This window comes from Kribbella sp. CWNU-51 (genome assembly GCF_054073265.1).
Map to the genome: position 1 here is coordinate 52,630 of NZ_JBSXMZ010000007.1, position 18,229 is coordinate 70,858.

Below are 18,229 nucleotides of genomic sequence, written 5' to 3' on the forward strand. Positions count from 1 at the left end.
GGCCTTGGGTTAATGGCCGTCGATAGCCCGCGAGGCTACGCATCGATGTCCAGCCCTATCACCGCTGCTGGCGTCCCGGAGCGTCGTAGGTGTCGCGCGCTACTTCCCTGTGCCGGCAATTTCGGCGCATACGGCGGATAACTAATCGACCCGCCGGCGCATCAATACCAATAGAGCGGTGCCCCGGTGGACGGAGGCCTGCCGGGTGAGGGTGCCGGCGCCGCTCCGGGCCGGAGGAGGGATCGGGGTCTGCCGGGCGACGACCGCCGCGGACAGCGTCCAGTTGCGGGCGCCGAGTAGCGCCCGCCAGCATCCTGCAAGGAGCGGCATCATGAGACACCTTCGGAGCGCGGCCGTGTCTGCGCTTGTGCTCGGGACCCTGATCATGTCCGCGGGCATCGGGTTCGCGGCTCCGCCTGGCAACGACACCTACGGCGGCCGCACCGTGGTCGGGGCCATCCCGTTCACCGACAGCCTCGACACCACCGAGGCGACCACCGACAGCGACGATCTCAGTACTGCCTTCTGTGGAACACCCGCGCCCCTGCCGACCGATGCCAGCGTCTGGTACGGGATCACCCCGACCGCAGACGAAATTCTCCGGTTCGATGTGTCTTCGTCGACGTACTCGACCACCGCGATCGTGGCAACCGGCAGCCCGGGGAACTGGAGCCAGGTGGTGTGTGGGTCTAATCAGGCGTCCTGGCGGGCGACCGCTGGTACGACGTACACAGTGCTGGTCTTCGACAACCAGTTCGACGCAGGGGGTAACGGTGGGACGCTCAACCTCACGGTCGATGTGCTCCCGCCGCCACCCACGATCGACATCACCGTGAACCCGGTCGCGACCTTCAACAGCCGGACCGGTACGGCGACGGTGAGCGGGACCGCGACCTGCACCGGCGAGCCATTCTTCACGGACGTGAGCACCGAGTTGACGCAGCGGGCCGGGCGGTTCACCGTGCGCGGCCGGAACACTATCTCCGGCATTCTGTGCGACGGCACGCCGCAGTCGTGGAGTATGGAGATCCTGCCCGACGGCGGCAAGTTCGCCGGGGGCAAGGCGGCAAGTGTCACGAACGCGCTCGCCTGCGGGTCCTTCGACTGTGGGACCGACTCCGAGGAGCGCACTATCGTGTTACGCGGCCGGGCGTAAGAACGGAAGGGGCCGCCCGGTACGGGCGACCCTGTGGTTGTCGCCCGGTACGGGCGGCCCCTGTGGTTGTCGAATGGCCGGGTCGGATCCGAAGGCGACGAAGACCTCGGCCCGGCCAGCCGTTCGCGGTGCACGCGACCCGCAACGCGCGCAAGACGCCCGCCCCAGTCGGCGCAGAAGTGGCGTGCCGCAGCACGGGCCAGCAGGAGGGCAGCGCGCGCGGGGATCGGTCAGCTCGGGATCGAAGTAACCTGCCTGAACCCGCGAAGCCCGCCTGAAACGGTGGCAGGGATATGGCAAGCACAGCCGTAGGCCGCCGTAGTCAGCCGGACACTGAGGGCTGAGACGAAAGTGTCCCCTGATCTGCGTTTCCGCAGGTCAGGGGCCCACTTTCGGCTTGCGATGTGCTGGTGGCGAGTGCAGGGTTCGAACCTGCGTAGGCATACGCCGACAGATTTACAGAGGGGCGTCTGCCGTCCTCCGCACGCATTCCGCGCGGGCGGAACAGACGGGGACCTCATCGAGGGCGCGGATGCATCGCGCCCGACCGGCTGCGATCTCTGGGTTATGAGTAGCCCTGACGGTGTCTCAAGCGCACGCCAGGCTCTCGACAGCGCGCGGCTACGCGACTCATCTGATGCTCGATCCGTCTCACGCTTTCCCAAGGGTCCGACCCGTTTCGATGCGTCCTGGGTACGGATCTGGGTACTACCTCGGGGCGCCTCCCCTGCTTGCCTCCCGAGATCTACAGGCCGACACTCCGCTGCGGCTTTCGGCACGTGACGCGGCACGCGCAACCTCTGCATCAGCGAGCGGGCGAGTTGGCATCGCTCGTCCACTGAGGCCACCACTCGCTCGGGAGGTGGGGCTCAGGCGCTACTTCATACCTCGAGCGCCGCCGTCGTCGCCGTCGATGCCACCACCGTGGCTGCTGGAGTCGCCCCAGCGGCGGGTCGCACCTGCTTGAGCCTCGAAGCCGGCCAGCGCGCTGAAGCTCGTGCCCGCGCCCGCTCCGAAGTACCCCAGACCGTACGACGCCACCGCCGTGCCAGCTTGCCAGTACGGCACCCGGCGACCGCCGTACTCGACATAGCGCACCTCGGGCTGATCGCCTACCCGGACCCGCGCGGCGTCGGGAGAACAAGCCGGTACCGTCCGGGTGCCGTACTTCGGCTGAGTCCAAACCACGTCGGTCGTCGACTGTCCGTGTTGCGGATTGAAGAAGCACGGCACCCGGCGCTCGGGAACCGGCTGGCCCCGGATCCGCGCCTGAACGCAAGTGATTGCGTAACGTCCGGTCGCCAACGTGCCGGTAACCGAGCTGATCTCCGCCGCCGATCGAATGCCCTTGACTGCCCGTTGTGCCGCCTCGTACCCGTCGAGCGCGACCTGGTACTCCTCACGCGCAGCCGCGTCGAGCGTGCGACCTGCCACCTGGGTGTCAAGCCGCCCAAGCTCCGCGCCGAGTAGCGTCACGTCCTCGGCGGCGAGCCTGCGAATCTGCTCCAGCTCCTCGGCGTCACCCCGCCGCGCGGCTCGCCGGTCCCACAGATAGCGGCTCGCGACTGTCAACCCACCGGCCCCCAAGGCGGCCAGCAACCACCACATCCGTTGACAGTAGCGCCGCTGCGCGAACAAGTCAGCCCAGCATGTGCGCCGTCCTCGCCGGTGTCCTGCAGCTGTCTATCTCTTGGCTTGACCCGGCGACTGCAAGGCGGCCAGGACCGATGCCCTACGCGTTGTTCATCCGCTCGAGCACGTCATACAGCAACCGTCCCAACTCGGTGATGGTGACGCGGTTCCCCGAGTACACGCCTTCGGTGACTGCAAAGCCCTGATTCGCTAGTCGAACTAGGCCGAACCACAAGGTCTCTTCTGACACCTGAAGGCGAACCGCGAGCCGAAAACTTGTCTGGAGCCGGTCAGATTCCAAGGCCTCGGCCTCTTCCTCTTCTGTCTGTTGCTGAAACACCGGCCGGTCGCGGATCTCCCGGAGAAACCTGACGTCCACTCCATGAAGATTTCGTAGGCCGCCCAGGACCAGCTCGTACTCGGGTGCACGAGCTGATTCCACGACGGCCGCTCCGAAGGCTGCGCCCATCGCCTCAAGCAACGGCCCCTGACCTGTCATCGCTGCCTCGTGGAGAAGGCGCGTGACGAGCGGAACTAGCTCGGGTTGCTCTTCGATACGTTCAACGAGATCCTCCCGCGATAGCCCGGAGGTTCTGACAGCCGCACTCATCGCATGCGACTGATTCCTACTCCACTCGCCAGCTACCGCCCCGATGAGACGGGACAGCAGCGGCCCTCCCCCAGGCAACACCGACGACACCAGGTCGCCAGCGAGGTCCGCGGGCAACGACTCGTCTGACTGCATTGCCGAAGCGTATGCGCACCCCACAGCTCGGAGTGGCCGGGGAGCACAAGGGGTCGTCTTCCGCTGCCAACAACGACGTCAACATCGGCTCTGGGTACAGGTCACACCAACCGGCGCGGCCGGCTACCCGACGACACGTCACTGAGCACATCTCGGCCAGCTGTCCAGCAACGGCTGCGACCCCGCAAAACCACGGGGCAGCCCAACAATGCAAAGCGAAGGCCCGGACCTGATGGTCTGGGCCTTCTTCCGAAGCGGGGGCAGGATTTGAACCTGCGACCTCTGGGTTATGAGTGGCCCTGACGCCGGCTCATTGACCTCCACCGAGTGCCAAGGGACTGGGTGCCAGCTCTCAGGAGGGTCTGCCGCGGCGTCGCCGCCCCACACGAGCAGCCTGGGTCACGGACGCGCATGCGCCGATGTGGTAGCCGACCGTCGGCGCTTACACGCCTAGCTAGGGCCCCAGAACTTCCGCACGCATTCCGCACAGACATCCGTAGAGAGCCGTAGCCAGTCGGACACAGTCGGACACCGCGTAGCAGGCCCTGACTTGCGTTCCCGCAGGTCAGGGCCTGTTTTCTAGCTGGTGGCGGGTGCAGGGTTCGAACCTGCGTAGGCATACGCCGACAGATTTACAGTCTGCTCCCTTTGGCCGCTCGGGCAACCCGCCAGGGTGGTGCCGGTTCGTGAACCGGCGTGGGAGACGATACAACAGAGGGTGCCCCTGACAGCAAATCGGAAAGGAACTGCCCATGGCTTCGGAGTCCTCCTTCGACATCGTGAACAAGGTCGATCACCAGGAGGTGGACAACGCCGTGAACCAGGCGGCGAAGGAGATCAGCCAGCGGTTCGACTTCAAGAACGTGGACGCCGGGATCAAGCTGTCCGGCGAGGCGATCGATCTGCAGGCGAACACCGAGGAGCGGGTCAACGCCGTCCTCGACGTGCTCAAGGACAAGCTGGTCAAGCGGCAGATCTCGCTCAAGGGTCTGGAGGCTGACGACCCGAAGCTGTCAGGCAAGATCTACAAGATCAACGCCACGATCAGCGCCGGCATCACCCAGGAGAACGCGAAGAAGCTGTCCAAGCTGATCCGCGACGAGGGCCCGAAGGGCGTCAAGGCCCAGATCCAGGGCGAGGAACTCCGCGTGTCCAGCAAGAGCCGCGACGACCTGCAGGCCGTCCAGTCCCTGATCAAGGGCCAGGACCTCGACTTCGCCGTCCAGTTCGTCAACTACCGCTGACCGCCGGGCCTGGTAATCGGGTCGCTTAGGCGGCCGGTTGCCGGGCATGCTGGCGGCGTGGGGGACACGTTGCTGCGGCGGTGGTTGCTCGACGACTTCGGGCTGGATGTGGTGGAACTCTCACCGGTGGCCCACGGAGCCGATCTGGCCGCGCAGGTGTGGAAGGCGACCACGGCCACCAATACGTACGCCGTGAAGTGGAGCGGCGCGGGCACCAACACCGGGCACCAGGTGGCCGCGTTCCTGGCGGACAGTGGTCTGTCGGGGGTCCCGGAGATGATCCGAACCACGGAGGGCGGCCTGTGGACCTTCCACGGGAAGAAGAAGCGGCTCACGATCACTCCGTGGATCGACGGCGTACGCGCGGCCGAGAGCGGACTGACCGACGAGCAGTGGAGCGAGTACGGCGTACTCATCCGGCGGGTGCATGACGCGGAGCCGCCGCCGAGGTTGCGTGATGCGCTTCCGAAGCACAGTCACATCGACGCGCGGGTCCCGGCCGTGGCGGAGAAACTGCAGACGCGGCTCAGCACGGAGGCACCCGAGGACGAGGTCGAGGAGGAGTTGGCTGCCGTCTGGAAGCAGTACGACGCCACCATCACCCACCTGCTCAGGGCCCGCCCACCGGAACCGAGCGGCCCCCGCGTGGTCTGCCACGGGGACCCGCATCTCGGCAACGTCCTCGTCGACGACCACCTGCACCTGATCGATTGGGACGACGTGATCCTCGCGCCCCGCGAACAGGACCTGATGTTCATGCTCGGCGGCATGGGCGACGTCGGCCCCACCACCTCCGAACAGCTCGACGCCTTCCTGACCGGCTACGGCCCGCACCCCATCGACGACGAGGCCATCCGCTACTACCGCCACGTCCGGGCCCTCGAAGACGTCGTCATGTGGTCCGACCAGGTCATCACCGGCCCCGACAACGCCTACGCCCTGGCCGTGGTCAAGGGCATCCTCAGCCACGGCCTGGCCGCACTGGCGGTCAATGTCGGGCACTGATCCAGTTGGCCACGTCGGCGCCCAGTTGTTCGCCGTCCAGCATCGAGTGGCGGAAGTGGAGGCCGGAGAGGATCCGGGCTTCGCGGACGTCGCTGCGTACGGCGGAGAGGGTTGGGTAGACGCGGGTGGTGTTGGTGACCAGGCTGGTCATGGTCAAGGGCAGGTTGCTGTGGAAGTAGGCCTGGAGTGCGTTGGTGGCGCCGGCGGTGAAGCAGGCGTGGCCGGACGGGTACTCCGGGTGGTTGACGTTCAGCAGGGACTGCCAGGTGGGATCGGCCTGTGTGCGCGGGTTGCCGTCGGTGCCGGCGCGCTGGATGGCGTGGACCGGTCGCCAGGAGCGGTAGTAGAACTTGGCGTCCCAGCACGCGATCAGCGCGTCACCAGCCGACACGTGCACCAGCGCGAGCATCTGCGCCGCCCTGGCCAGGGAGAGATGCCGGTCCGACGCCAACTGCAGGAGCGCCCGGCTCCACTGCTGTGCGGTCTGCTCGGACCAGAACATCGCAGTCTCGGTCTGCGCGGCGGTGCGCGTCGTACTGTCCTTGCGGCCTAGTGACGCGACCTCAGCCACGTCACGCGCGTAGCGCTTGCTGGTCAGCGGATCCGGTCCATCGGGCCGGAACTGCGCGCGGTAGCGCAGCGCCAGCGGCCTGACCTGCGTAAGCACGATGTCCACGGGTGGCGTCGGCAGCGTCGGCTCCCACACTCCTGGGCCTGGTGCAGCCTGGACGTACGGCACTGTGTTGTACAGGCCGTCTCCTGCGCGCCACGTGAGTACAGCGGCCGCAACCGACCGGCCCAGCGTGATGCCGCGGGTCTTGGCTCTCCCATCCGGCACACCGGCCAGGTAGTCGGCGTATGTCCCGTCCAGCCCCGCCGGCGCCGGGTGCACGCGAGCCCGCAGTACGTCGTACGCCGCGGTAGCGACCGCGGCCGCCGCAGACGCCTTCCGATCCGGCCGTACGGCGAACCGGAACGGCCGGCCGTATCCCAGACCGGCCACGGTGTCGGCGATCGCGATGTGCACGATGCCCATCAGCACCTCGGAACTGGCCGGCGGACGCCCGGCGACGATCGCCTGGGTGGCGTACCTGCTCCAATCGATCACCGGCGCCGCGGACGCACCCGACGTCGCAGTTGCGGCGGGCGACAAGCCGGCCGCGGTGAGCACCAACGCACAGGCGGCTGCCAGCGCAGGCCATCGCAACAGCGGTTTCATGAGACTCCCCCCAATCATGGAACGACTTACTCACCGTGGCCGCGGCGGATGTCCGATCGCCATACGTCGTTCGACGTATGGGCGCGGCGGCGTCGCGGGCATAGCCTGACGGCGGGGAGGGGTACGTCATGGTGGATCAGTTGACGGTCACCGAACACGACCTGCGGACGATGCTCGACGTCGTCGACCGGGGCCGGAACGCCGATCCCGAGGAGCTGTTCCCGCGCGACCTGCTGCGCGCACTCACGGACCTGGTGCCCGCCGAGCACATCTCGTACCAGGTGAGCCGCCCGCTGGATCGTGAGTTCATCGGGCTCGAGCTGGTCGGCGACCCCGACGACCTTGATGACGGCTGGGAAGACCTGTTCTGGCAGTCCTACTGGGAGGGCGAGACATCCTGCCGGCCGCAGCTCACCGGTGACTACGACACCGTCTGGAGGGTGTCGGACTACCTGACCGAGCGACAGGTGGCCGACTCGATCGTCGGCGAGTGGTTCCGCCTGAGCGGCGTACGCCATGAGATGGCTGTCCCGCTCCCCGTCCGTGGGGCGGAAGACCGCCGGCTGCTGCTGTTCCGCGTGTCCGGCCGCGACTTCACCGAACGCGAGCGGCTACTGCTGACGATGCTGCGCCCGCACTTCATCGAGGTCCTCCGTGCCCACGAACGCCGCCGGGCCGGTGTACCCGATCTGACCACCCGCCAGCTACAGCTGCTGCGCCTGGTCGCCGACGGGCACAGCAACACGCAGATCGCCCACCGGCTGTTCGTTGCCGAGGGCACCGTTCGCAAGCATCTGGAGAACATCTACGAGCGTCTCGGCGTGACCAGCCGGACCGCCGCGGTCGCGACCGCCTTTCGCCGCACCCACTCGGCCTGAACGAGCTAAGCGTGGCGCATCCAGATGTTCGGCTCGCGGTAGATGCCGCTGTCCGTCGAGTGATCGATCTCCAGCACGGTGAGGCCGTCGGGGATGACGTAGGAGCCTGAGGACGGCAGGGCCAGCCCGGTCCACTTCTCCCACTCGGCGACGGTGCCGGTCATGGTCTGGGAGACGGTTGCGGGGGCGATGATGGTCGCGCCGAGGCGGGCGTGTGTGCGCAGCCACGGGTCGAGCGGAAATCCGTCGTCGCGGGTCCAGGTCATGAAGGTCTCGATCGGGGTCAGCGGATAGCGGGACTTCAGCGTCGGGCGGACCGGCGCGATCACCCGATCCAGGCCGCCCGCCACGGCACGCTCCCGGACAGCGGTGATGACGCGCGAGGCGTGGCCGCGGCCCTGTTCGTCGGAGCGTACGGCGGCCGCCATCAGGACGAAGGTGTTCGGCACGACGCCTTCTTCGTACGACGTGACCGCCCGCGTGAGCGAGCCGGTGAACCCAGCGGGCAGGTCGTCCACAGTCCCGTCCCAGGCGATCGGAACACCCCAGCAGCCGGCGATCAGCCGCTGGTCGTCGGAGACCAGGTAGAACTCCCAGTCCTTCTGGAAGTACTCTGTGCGCCGCTCGGAGTACTTCCGGACCTCGACGTCGTGGAAGATGAACTCCGGCCACTCCTCGGCGAACCGCTGCTCGGCTTCCTCGTCGTACTGCGGCGCCTGCACTACTGGAATGAGTTCGAACACGAGCGAACGTTAACCCGCGGCGACCGGACCGGCCACCGCATTGCGGATCGCACGGGGTGAGCCGCCGAGCTCACGACGGCAGGTCTTGTTGAAGGCCTGGAGATCGGGGACACCGACCGACGCCGCGACGGCGGGGATGGACAGGGTCGACGAGACGAGCAGGTGGCGGGCGCGAGCCATCCGGCGACCCCGGATGTAGGCGATGACCGTCTGCCCGGTCTCGGTCTGGAACAGGCGCGTCAGGTGGTTGTGGGAGACACCGGACAGGCGGGCCAGCGCGGGGACGGTGAGGGGCTGGGCCAGGTTGGCCTCGATATAGGCGATGGCGGTGGAGACCGCGGGGTGCCGCGAGTCGCCCTCGGTGGTGACCGCGTGGAGGTCCACGATCCGCCACAACGCCGTCCACACCTCGGCCGTCATCCGCGCGGACCCCGACGGCGACGCCTCGACCGCCGAGTGCAGCAGACCTGACAGCACCGGCGCGGCATCCCCCGCGTCCTGTACGACGGGGACGTACGACGGCTCGCCCGTCACGACCGGCCGGAAGTGGGCGTAGAGGTGCTCGGACCGGCCGCGGTAGTCGAACTGCACCTGCGTCCCGGCCGGGGTCAGCGACACGTATCCGGGCGAGACCGAGTACGTCGTACCGGCGACCTTGAGATCGGCCGAGTACGCGTACACGTGCAACTGCCACAGGTCCGGCAGCCGGAACACGTCCCGCAGGCTGCGGACGCCGTGAATCCCCACGCCGACGTTCACCACCTCCGGCGGCGCGGCCAGGTGCAGTTCGATCATGGTGAGAAATTACCACCAGTGGTGAACACAGCCCACGCGAGCAAGCGCTGTCCGAACTTAGCCTGGTGGAGTAGTAACCACCACCCGAGAGGGAGTCTCATGCCCCATCCGCATCAGAAGAACCTGCTCACCTCGGTTCAGATGGCGCATTTCGTGGCCACCGGATCGCTCCGGATGGACGCCGTCGTACCGGAGGAGATGAACCAGCAGGCGATCGAGGTCCTCAAGGCCGGCATTCCCGGCGTCCCCTACGGCACCCCGCTGTCGGAGGCGTTCGTGGACAGCGAGTTCGTCCAGCGGCTGGTGCAGCTGCCCGAGGTGGCCGGCGCGATCCACAGCCTGGTCGGGCCGGAGCCGACGGTCGACCACCACGCCGTGCACATCCGCAAGGCCAACGAGGGCGAGGCGCAGAACCTGCACGGTGACGCGATCATCGACGTCCGTCCCGACGCGTTCGACGTCCAGCTCATGTACTACCCGCAGGACGTGACGCTCGAGATGGGCGGCACCCTGAGCGTGCCCGGCAGCCACCTGCGCCGGACCAACGAGTCCGACACCGGCCGGTACCAGAACCTGCTCGGCCAGACCCGGCTGGTCTGCCCGGCCGGCACCGTGCAGTTCCTGCACCACGGCATCTGGCACGGCGGCCGCAAGAACGACAGCGCCATCGACCGCTACATGTTCAAGATCCGCTTCAACCCGACCGTCCGCCAGGTCCGGTTGTGGAACCTCGAGGACCTGTACGACGACCAGGTCGCGCGCGAGCTCGACCAGTCGTTCCCCTGGTACGAGAACGCCACCGGCCGGCTGGAGAAGTACAACCGGATCAAGCTGTGGCAGGCGCTCACCGGTGACGACACCTTCGACCCGGAGTACTGGGTCACCCGGGTGTCGAACCGCCCGCAGCGCGTGGTCACCCAGCGCAGCCTCAACCCGCACGCCGCGAAGAAGGAGATGGTATGACCGCCCCCGCCTCCGAGGCCTCCCCGCAGACGACTCTCCGTCAGCAGGTCCTGGTCCTCTACCTGGCCTCGTCCGCGCTCGACTCCCGCGTCGTGGGTTGGTCGGAGTACGACGGAACCGGCGACACGCATCCGACGACGGGTGACAGCGACGAGCCGCCGTACGCGACCGGACTGGACGCGCTGAAGGACGGCTGGCGGTTGTTCCAGGCCGCGCAACTGCTGCCGCCGCAGCCGGGTCACGAGTACGACGTGTCGTTCCTCAAGCACGAGTTCTTCTTCGAGAAGCTCGCCTGAGCTGACCGGGGCCCCGGCATCGCGCCGGGGCCCTGGTGCGTCACACCGGGAGGATGCAGACCGGCTTCGGCCAGCTGACGGGGTCACCCTCCTGGGTGAGGCGGCCGTCGGCGATGGTGAAGGTGGCGATCTGGTCGGAGCGCTCGTTGGCGGCGTACAGCCGGGTGCCGTCGTTGCTGAAGGCAAGGTGCCGCGGCCAGTCGCCGCCGGAGCCGATGGTCTGCACCAGTTCGACCGACAGGCCGTCGGCGGCGGTCGCGAACACCGCGATCGTGTTGTCGCCGCGGTTCGAGCCGTACAGGTACCGGCCGTCGGCGGAGATCAGCAGCTCCGCCGGGAAGTTCTCACCGGGCGAGTCCGCCGGCCTGGTCGACGCGGTCTGCACGACCTGCAGCTTCCCGTCCGCGTAGCCGCACACGGTCAGCGTGGAGTCGAGCTCATTGATCACGTACGCGGCTCCCGCGCGCGGGTGGAACACCATGTGCCGCGGACCGGCGCCCGGGTGGATGTGCAGCCGGTCGACTTCCTCCAGCTGCCCGTCGTCGGTCAGCGTGGACGTGTAGACGGTGTCCGAGCCGAGGTCGATGTCGAACACGTACGCACCGGCCGGGTCGAACGCGATCTGGTGGGCGTGCGGCCCTTCCTGGCGCTCAGCGTTCGGCCCGCTCCCGGAGCGCTGGAGGAACTGGGTCGCCTGGCCGAGCGAGCCGTCGTCCTGGATCGGGTGGATCGCGACGGCGCCCGAGGTGTAGTTGGCGGACAGCAGGTACCGCCCGGACGGGTCGATGTCCAGGTGACACGGGTCCGCGCCGCCGCTCGGCTGCTCGTTGACGAACTCCAGCCCGCCGTCCGGCTGGATCGCGAACGCGCTGACCCGGCCACCGTGCACCTCGCCGGTCGCGTACAGGAACCGGCCGTCCGCGGACCTGACCAGGAACGACGGATCGGCAGTCGTCACCACCAGCTCGATCCCGTCGAGGGGCCCGAACCCGATCCCGTCCCCGGCACCCGGCTGACTGGTATAGCTCCCGACATAGATCCGCTCAGAAGTCATAGGCCCTACCCTGCCAGGTCAGCGGCCGGCGGGCACTCCCAGGTCCAATCCGTAGAGCGCGGAGTCCCAACCCAGGTCGGGCACCAGCACCTTCCACCCCATCCGCCGGTAGAGCCTCGGCGCCGGACGGTCGTCGACGAACGTGGTGAGCAGGGCTTTGCGGTTCGGCAGGTCGGTCATCAGCGCGGACATCAACTCGGCGCCGAGCCCCTGGTGCTGGGCCTCGACAACCACCGCAAGCTCCACCACCTCGAAGTGACCGCCGATCCACTCGTCCGCGAGCTCCGGACTCACCGCCGCCGCGACCCGGTCCGACCACCACTGTCCGCGATGCCCGGTGAACCCGTACGCGAACCCGGTCAGCTTGCCCGCGTCCCGGGCCACCACGAGTTTGAAGTCGTCGCGTTGGGAGTGCAGCGGGATCTGTTCGGTGGCGAACTCCTCGGCTCGTGCCGGCTCCTCGTCGTACCCCGGAGCGCCGAAGGCGGACAGGTAGACGGTGGCCAGCTCGGGGGCGGCGTGGACGGCTTCGGCTGGGGCGAGAACGTCGATCACCTGTCATAGCCTAGGCCGAATGGACACTGAGGCATTCCTGAAACGCATCGGAGTGAGCGGGTACGACGGTCCGCCGCGGCTGGACGGTTTGTCCCAGCTGCACGCGGCCTTCGTGGATCAGGTGCCGTACGAGTCGGTGCAGTATCAGCTGGCGCCGGGCGGACCGCTCGACCCTGAGGAAACGGCGAAGCGGATCATCGCGTGGGAGACCGGCGGGTACTGCTTCCAACTGAACGGGACCTTCGCCCTGCTGCTCACCGAGCTCGGCTACCGCGTGAAGATGCACCGCGGCGGGGCGGAGACCCCGACCCGCGCCGGCGACGTCGACGCCAGCCACATGGTGCTCACCGTCAGCGGATTGGTCGAGGATCCGGACCGCGTCTGGCTGGTCGACGCCGGCCTCGGCGAGACGCTGCGCGAGCCATTGCCGCTGGAGCCGGGCACCGTCTATCAGGAGCCGTTCAACCTGCGCTTGCGTCCATCCGAGAAGACCGACGGCTGGCGACTGGACCACGACCCGCGAGCCAACATGGTCGGCATGGACTTCGAGTCCGCCGCAGTAGGTCTCGACGCCTTCGCCGCCCAGCACGCGAACCTCTCGGCCAACCCCGACTCCCCCTTCCGCCGCCTGGCCTCCGCCTTCCGCCGCAAGCCGACCTCAGTGGCGGTCCTACGCTCCGTCGGCCTGATGGAGACGTACGCCGACCGCATCGACACCTCCCTCATCGAGAACCCGACGGACTACTTCACCGCACTCGCCGACGTCTTTCACCTCCCCCTCCCTCACCTGGACACCAGCCAACGCAACGAGCTCTGGCGCCGAGTGTGGTCCCAGTACGAGGACTTCCTCGCCAAGCAGACCAGTTAGGTAGCTAGGGCGAAGAGGGTGCTGGGGAGGACGGAGAGGACGGCGGCGATGGCGGCGCAGATGGAGATCATGGTGACGGCGGGCGTCTCGATGTCGACGGAGAAGGGGTCGTCGGCGGGGAGGCGGAAGAGTTCGGCGACCCAGCGGAGGTAGACGGCCAGGCCGATCATCACGTTGACGGCCATCACGATCGCGAGCCAGCCGAGGTGGGCGTCGATGACGGCCTGGAAGGCGGCGAACTTCGTGAACAGGCCGGCCAGACCCGGCGGCAGACCGGCGAGCACCACGAGGAAGAAGATCAGCGCGGCGGCCAGCCCGGGCTCGGAGCGCACCATCCCGCGGTAGTCCGTCAGCAATCCACCCGGCCGATGCCGCTGGACCACCGCGACCGATCCGAACGCGCCGAGCGTGACGACGACGTACGCCGCCAGATACCCGACGACGGCCTGGGCATCGCCGACCGCGAGTGGCGCCAGCAGGAACCCGACCTGACCGATCGACGACCACGCGAGCAGCCGGACCGCCTCGACCTGACGCAGGGCGGCCAGGTTCCCGACCGTCATCGTCACCGCGGCCAGGATGGCGATCACAGTCCGCAGGTTCGACCCGTCCGGCGCGATCCCGGCCGTCACGAGCACCAGCAGACCACCGACGCCGGCCGACTTCGACACCACCGCGAGGAACGCCGTGACCTCGACCGGCGCACCGACGTACGTGTCCGGCAGCCAGGCGTGGAACGGCACCGCCGCGATCTTGAAGGCGAACCCGACGATCACGAACAGCCCGGCCGCGAAGGCGACCCGGCTCAGGTCCGGATCGAGCCCGCTCAGCCGGTTCGCGATCGTGGTCAGGTACAGCGACCCGGTCACGCCGTACAGATAGGAGACCCCGAACAGCATCACCGCGGTCGACAGCACCGAGACCAGGAACGCCTTCAGCGCGCCCTCGGATCCGCGGCGATCCCGGCGCAGCGCGACCATCGCGAAGCTCGGCAGCGACACCACCTCGAGCGCGATCACCATCGTGGCGAGATCGCGCGACCCGGCCAGCACGGTCGCGCCGACCAGCACGGTCAGCAGCAGGAAGTGGTACTCCCCGATCGGGATGTCCGAAGCCAGCAGCCGGTACGCCGACAACCCGACGACTCCGAGTCCGCCGACCAAAAGCACCGCCCATAGCCCAGCGGTCAACGGCTCGAACACGAAGCTGCACTCGGCCGGTCCCTCGACCGCCGGATGGCAGAACGCCGGCTTGAAGTCGTCCCGCTGTGCCCAGGCGAACACCACCCCGAACAGAATCACCGCTGCCGTGAGCAACGTGACCACTGTGTGCCGGAGCTGCTGCGGGGCGCTGCGCCAGAAGCTGTCGACCAGCAGTACGGCGACCGCCCCGATCGCCAGCACCAGCGGTACGGCGATCGCCTGCCAATCGGTCCAGGTCAGGGTCACAGGGTCACCCACTGGTGCAGAAGTAGTCCTGGCCATACGCCGAGGAGGACGGTCAGCGTGATCAGTGGCGCCCAGGTGATCAGCTCGATGCGACTGAGATCGACGGCGAACGCGGCCGGTGGGTTCTCGGCCGGGTCACCCTGGCAGAGGTTGCGAATCAGCCGGAGGAAGTACGCCGCGGTCAGGACCGTGCCGAGTCCCGCGATCACCATGAACACCAAATAAGTTGTCCGAGGCAACACCGCGGCCGGGTTGTAAGCACCGAGCAGGACCAGCATCTCGCCCCAGAACCCGGCCAGCCCCGGCAGCCCGAGCGACGCCAGACAGGCGAACGTGAGCAGCGCGCCGATCCGTGGCAGCCGCGCGTACAGCGCCCGGCCGATCGCCCGCAGATCACTGGTGTCGTGCCGATCCTTGATCGCACCCGCCAGGAAGAACAGCAGACCGGTGATGATGCCGTGCGCGATGTTTGCGAACAGCGCGCCGCGCAGCCCGGCCGGCGACAGCGTCGCGATCCCGAGCACGATGAACCCCATGTGCCCGACGCTCGAGTACGCGATCAGCCGCTTCACGTCGGTCTGCGCCAGGCACGCCAGCGACCCGGCGATGATCGCCACGACGGCGAATCCGGCCAGGTACGGCGCGATCGTCACGGTGGCATCCGGCAGCACCGGGACCAGGATCCGGATCAGGCCGTACGTCCCCATCTTCAGCAGTACGCCCGCAAGAATGACCGACCCGACCGTCGGCGCCTTCGCGTGCGCGTCGGGGAGCCAGATGTGCAACGGCCAGAGCGGCACCTTCACCGCCAGGCCGACCGCGATCAGCAGCGCCGCGGCCAGGGGTACGCCGTGACCGCCGAGCACCGGCTGGTTGCTCAACTGGACGATGTCGAACGTCCCGGCCCGCCGGAAGACCAGCAGGAATCCCAGCAGCATCAGCGCCGACCCGAGCACGGTCATCAGCACGAACGTCAACGCCGCCCGCCTCCGGCCGACCGGATCGTGGTCATCACCCCAGATGTCGATCACCAGCCACATCGGGATCAGCACGATCTCGAAACAGACGAAGAACAGGATCAGGTCCATCGCGGAGAACGTGCCGATCACGCCGGCCTCGATCACCAGCAGCAATGCGATCAGCGACCGGGTCCGGCCGATCCGCGGCGTGATCTTCAGCGAGTACAGGCAGCAGAGAAAGGTCAGCAGCGCGGTCAGCACGATCAGCGGCATCGAGATCGAGTCCACCCCGACGTGGAACCGCACCCCGAGCGCGGGAATCCACGGCACGTCGGTCACGGCTCGGAGTGGCCGGACGTCCGCATTCTGCAACGGGGTGTACGCGAACCACCCCCCGGTCCCTGGCCAGAGCACCACCGACCCGACCAGCACCAGCCCTGAGATCACTGACCCGTACGCCGCCGCGAGCCGATCACCGATGCCGGCTGGGATCGCCCACAACGCGAGCGCGGCCAGGATCGGCAGGAGCAGAATCGCCAGCAGGATCGCGTTCACAAGCCGATCACCCCCGCGAGCACCGCGAGCGCGACGACGCCGACCACGGCCGCGGTCAGATAGGTCTGCACGTTCCCGGTCTGCAACCGCCGGAGCCCCTGCGACAACAGCGTCCCGGTCCGCCCAGCCGCCCGCACATAGCCCCCGATCACGTCCCGGTCCCCCGCCACCGTCAGCTTCGCCAACCACTGCACGGGGACGACGAACAGACCGTGGTACGCCGTGTCCACGCCGAACTCACGTTCCAGCACCACCGGCCGCGGATCCGCACCCCGCGACCACAACGAGTACGCCGGGATCGCGCCTAGCACCACGAGTGCGGTCGACACCAACCCGATCACCCAGTTCAGCTGCAGGCCGTCGACGTACCCGAGGACGATCGAGGCGATCGCCAGCAGCACCATTGGCGCGAGCATCACCCACGGCGCGTCGCGCAGCTTCGAGGTGTCCGGCTCGTCGAGGTCGGCCATCGCGTCGTCGTCCTCGAAGGCGCCGTGCGCACCGGCGAGCGCCGGCGTCCGGAAGAACACCCACAACCACAACCGCACGCTGTAGAAGGCAGTCAACGCCACCGTCAGGCACACCGACACGAGCACGATCCACCCGACGACCGAACCGTCCCGCGCGTGCTCCCAGGCCGCCTCGATGATCGCGTCCTTGGAGAAGAACCCGGCGAACCCGGGTACGCCGGCCAGCGCCGCAAGCCCGATCGTCATCGTCACGAACGTGACCCGCAACGCCTTCCGCAACCGCCCGCGGCGGGTGTAGCGGCGCAGTACGACGAAGGCCGCGCTGCCGACCTGATGCAGCAGCACACCGGCGCAGAGGAACAGCAATCCCTTGAACGCCGCATGCGTGACGAGTTGGAAGAGCGCTGCGTGCCGGCCGTCCGCCGTACCCAGGGAGAGCGCGGCGAACATGATCGCCAACTGGCTCACGGTGGACCACGCGAGCACACGCTTCACCTCGACCGCGGCCATCGCACACAGCGCGGCGAACAGCATGGTCACGCAGGCCACCACGGCCAGCACGGTCAGCGTGGTCTCGGAGGCGGAGAACATGTCGTAGAGCCGCGCGATCAGGAAGACGCCGGCGGCAACCATCGTCGCCGCGTGGATCAGCGCGCTGACCGGGCTCGGGCCCGGCATCGCGTCCGGAAGCCAGGTCTGCAAGGGCACCTGGGCCGACTTGCCGACCACGCCGACCAGGAGCAGCAGGGTCCCGGTGGTGAGGACGCCGGGCGAGATCTCAGCCGGGTCGAGCTCGGAGATCCGGAACGTCCCCGCGCCGACGCCGAGCACGAAGATGCCGAACAGGAACCCGACGTCGCCGAGCCGGGTCATCAGGAACGCCTTCATCGCGCCGGAGCGGGCGTCGCGACGCTCCCAGTAGTGACCGATCAGCAGGTACGAGCAGGCGCCCATCATCTCCCAGCCGATCAGCAGGAGGAACAGGCTATCTGAGATCACCACGGTCACCATCGCGGCGGTGAACAGCGTGACGAGCGCGTGGTACGACGCCGGGCGCTGCTGCAGGTAGCCGAGCGAGTAGACCTGGACACAGGTCGCGATCACGCCGACCACCGCGAGCATCACGACCGTCAGGTCGTCGGTGCGGACCGCGAAGCCGATGGTGAGGTCGCCGACGGACGAGTTGAGGAACGCGGCCTGATCCGGACTGGCGCCGGACAGCAGGGCGGCGGCCAGGATGACGAGCAGCGAGAAGCCGACCCCGACGACCCGCCAGACGGTCGCGATCACGAGGCCTTCTCCGGCTCGACCGCGACGTCCAGCTCGACCGAGAGGTCCTGTTCGGCCAGGTCACGCGCCGCGTCGGCGTCGACGCTGCCGTGACCGCGGAACAGCAGCAGCACGATCGCCAGCCCGAGCCCGATCTCGGCCGCGGCCAGCGTGATCACGAAGATCGCCAGTGTCTGACCGGTCGCCAGGGCGTCGAGCCGCCAGGCGTCGAACGCGACCAGGTTGAGGTTGACCGCGTTGAGCATCAGCTCGAACGAGATCAGCAGTGTGATCGCATTGCGGCGGGCGAGAACGCCGTACACCCCGATGCAGAACAACGCGACCGCCAGCAGCAGCGGGAGGATCAACGGCACG

General features: G+C 68.1%; 19 protein-coding genes and 1 tRNA gene. 7 read left to right on the forward strand and 13 right to left on the reverse strand.

What is annotated here, in order from left to right:
* Nucleotides 1-141: 141 nt before the first annotated feature.
* Nucleotides 142-330, reverse strand: coding sequence for a hypothetical protein (locus tag ACXC9Q_RS08575; RefSeq protein WP_457055949.1), 189 nt, complete (start codon nt 328-330; stop codon nt 142-144).
* 1 nt (nt 331) lies between these two features.
* Between ACXC9Q_RS08575 and ACXC9Q_RS08580 the strand changes: the two genes are divergently transcribed.
* The gene (locus ACXC9Q_RS08580) at nt 332-1,156 is read left to right on the forward strand and encodes a hypothetical protein (protein ID WP_457055950.1); all 825 of its coding nucleotides are present in this window, start codon (nt 332-334) and stop codon (nt 1,154-1,156) included.
* Nucleotides 1,157-2,032: 876 nt separating this feature from the next.
* On the opposite strand, the gene ACXC9Q_RS08585 is transcribed toward ACXC9Q_RS08580, so the two are convergent.
* From ACXC9Q_RS08585 to ACXC9Q_RS08595, 3 genes are all read right to left on the reverse strand, one after another.
* On the reverse strand, nt 2,033-2,764 hold the full coding sequence (locus ACXC9Q_RS08585) for a hypothetical protein (RefSeq protein WP_457055951.1): 732 nt from the start codon (nt 2,762-2,764) through the stop codon (nt 2,033-2,035).
* A 124-nt stretch (nt 2,765-2,888) separates the two neighbouring features.
* Nucleotides 2,889-3,533, reverse strand: coding sequence for a hypothetical protein (locus ACXC9Q_RS08590; RefSeq protein ID WP_457055952.1), 645 nt, complete (start codon nt 3,531-3,533; stop codon nt 2,889-2,891).
* A gap of 584 nt (nt 3,534-4,117) precedes the next feature.
* Nucleotides 4,118-4,203, reverse strand: a tRNA-Tyr gene (locus ACXC9Q_RS08595).
* An 82-nt stretch (nt 4,204-4,285) separates the two neighbouring features.
* Here ACXC9Q_RS08595 and ACXC9Q_RS08600 point away from each other — a divergent pair.
* Both ACXC9Q_RS08600 and ACXC9Q_RS08605 read left to right on the forward strand, forming a co-directional pair.
* Complete coding sequence (locus ACXC9Q_RS08600) at nt 4,286-4,777, forward strand: YajQ family cyclic di-GMP-binding protein (protein WP_457055953.1); 492 nt, start codon at nt 4,286-4,288, stop codon at nt 4,775-4,777.
* Nucleotides 4,778-4,834: 57 nt separating this feature from the next.
* Nucleotides 4,835-5,782 (forward strand): phosphotransferase enzyme family protein, encoded by a 948-nt coding sequence (locus ACXC9Q_RS08605; RefSeq protein ID WP_457055954.1) that lies wholly within the window; start codon nt 4,835-4,837, stop codon nt 5,780-5,782.
* On the opposite strand, the gene ACXC9Q_RS08610 is transcribed toward ACXC9Q_RS08605, so the two are convergent.
* Entirely contained in the window at nt 5,766-7,001 is a 1,236-nt protein-coding gene (locus ACXC9Q_RS08610) for a vanadium-dependent haloperoxidase (protein ID WP_457055955.1), read from the reverse strand. The two genes, ACXC9Q_RS08605 and ACXC9Q_RS08610, sit on opposite strands and share 17 nt — an antisense overlap.
* Nucleotides 7,002-7,129: 128 nt before the next feature.
* On the opposite strand from ACXC9Q_RS08610, the gene ACXC9Q_RS08615 reads away from it, so the two are divergent.
* The gene (locus ACXC9Q_RS08615) at nt 7,130-7,879 is read left to right on the forward strand and encodes a helix-turn-helix domain-containing protein (protein ID WP_457055956.1); all 750 of its coding nucleotides are present in this window, start codon (nt 7,130-7,132) and stop codon (nt 7,877-7,879) included.
* 5 nt (nt 7,880-7,884) lie between these two features.
* Here ACXC9Q_RS08615 and ACXC9Q_RS08620 read toward each other — a convergent pair whose 3' ends face one another.
* Both ACXC9Q_RS08620 and ACXC9Q_RS08625 read right to left on the reverse strand, forming a co-directional pair.
* A complete protein-coding gene (locus tag ACXC9Q_RS08620) occupies nt 7,885-8,622 on the reverse strand; it encodes a GNAT family N-acetyltransferase (RefSeq protein ID WP_457055957.1) in 738 nt (245 codons plus the stop codon).
* 9 nt (nt 8,623-8,631) lie between these two features.
* A complete protein-coding gene (locus ACXC9Q_RS08625; RefSeq protein ID WP_457055958.1) occupies nt 8,632-9,417 on the reverse strand; it encodes a helix-turn-helix domain-containing protein in 786 nt (261 codons plus the stop codon).
* A gap of 99 nt (nt 9,418-9,516) precedes the next feature.
* On the opposite strand from ACXC9Q_RS08625, the gene ACXC9Q_RS08630 reads away from it, so the two are divergent.
* Both ACXC9Q_RS08630 and ACXC9Q_RS08635 read left to right on the forward strand, forming a co-directional pair.
* The gene (locus ACXC9Q_RS08630) at nt 9,517-10,380 is read left to right on the forward strand and encodes a phytanoyl-CoA dioxygenase family protein (RefSeq protein ID WP_457055959.1); all 864 of its coding nucleotides are present in this window, start codon (nt 9,517-9,519) and stop codon (nt 10,378-10,380) included.
* A complete protein-coding gene (locus ACXC9Q_RS08635; RefSeq protein WP_457055960.1) occupies nt 10,377-10,676 on the forward strand; it encodes a hypothetical protein in 300 nt (99 codons plus the stop codon). Before ACXC9Q_RS08630 ends, ACXC9Q_RS08635 begins: the two co-directional genes overlap by 4 nt.
* Before the next feature lie 40 nt (nt 10,677-10,716).
* On the opposite strand, the gene ACXC9Q_RS08640 is transcribed toward ACXC9Q_RS08635, so the two are convergent.
* Complete coding sequence (locus ACXC9Q_RS08640; protein WP_457055961.1) at nt 10,717-11,730, reverse strand: lactonase family protein; 1,014 nt, start codon at nt 11,728-11,730, stop codon at nt 10,717-10,719.
* An 18-nt stretch (nt 11,731-11,748) separates the two neighbouring features.
* A complete protein-coding gene (locus ACXC9Q_RS08645; protein WP_457055962.1) occupies nt 11,749-12,285 on the reverse strand; it encodes an N-acetyltransferase family protein in 537 nt (178 codons plus the stop codon).
* 19 nt (nt 12,286-12,304) lie between these two features.
* Here ACXC9Q_RS08645 and ACXC9Q_RS08650 point away from each other — a divergent pair, with 19 nt between their 5' ends.
* Complete coding sequence (locus ACXC9Q_RS08650; protein WP_457055963.1) at nt 12,305-13,153, forward strand: arylamine N-acetyltransferase family protein; 849 nt, start codon at nt 12,305-12,307, stop codon at nt 13,151-13,153.
* On the opposite strand, the gene ACXC9Q_RS08655 is transcribed toward ACXC9Q_RS08650, so the two are convergent.
* The 4 genes from ACXC9Q_RS08655 to nuoK are packed head-to-tail and all read right to left on the reverse strand — an operon-like array spanning nt 13,150 to nt 18,228.
* The gene (locus ACXC9Q_RS08655; RefSeq protein WP_457055964.1) at nt 13,150-14,601 is read right to left on the reverse strand and encodes an NADH-quinone oxidoreductase subunit N; all 1,452 of its coding nucleotides are present in this window, start codon (nt 14,599-14,601) and stop codon (nt 13,150-13,152) included. The two genes, ACXC9Q_RS08650 and ACXC9Q_RS08655, sit on opposite strands and share 4 nt — an antisense overlap.
* On the reverse strand, nt 14,598-16,115 hold the full coding sequence (locus ACXC9Q_RS08660) for a complex I subunit 4 family protein (RefSeq protein WP_457055965.1): 1,518 nt from the start codon (nt 16,113-16,115) through the stop codon (nt 14,598-14,600). The genes ACXC9Q_RS08655 and ACXC9Q_RS08660 overlap by 4 nt, the downstream gene beginning before the upstream one ends.
* Nucleotides 16,112-17,875, reverse strand: a complete 1,764-nt coding sequence (locus tag ACXC9Q_RS08665; RefSeq protein ID WP_457055966.1) for an NADH-quinone oxidoreductase subunit 5 family protein — start codon at nt 17,873-17,875, stop codon at nt 16,112-16,114. Before ACXC9Q_RS08665 ends, ACXC9Q_RS08660 begins: the two co-directional genes overlap by 4 nt.
* Complete coding sequence (gene nuoK / locus ACXC9Q_RS08670) at nt 17,872-18,228, reverse strand: NADH-quinone oxidoreductase subunit NuoK (protein ID WP_457055967.1); 357 nt, start codon at nt 18,226-18,228, stop codon at nt 17,872-17,874. The genes ACXC9Q_RS08665 and nuoK overlap by 4 nt, the downstream gene beginning before the upstream one ends.
* Between the last annotated feature and the right edge of the window lies 1 nt (nt 18,229).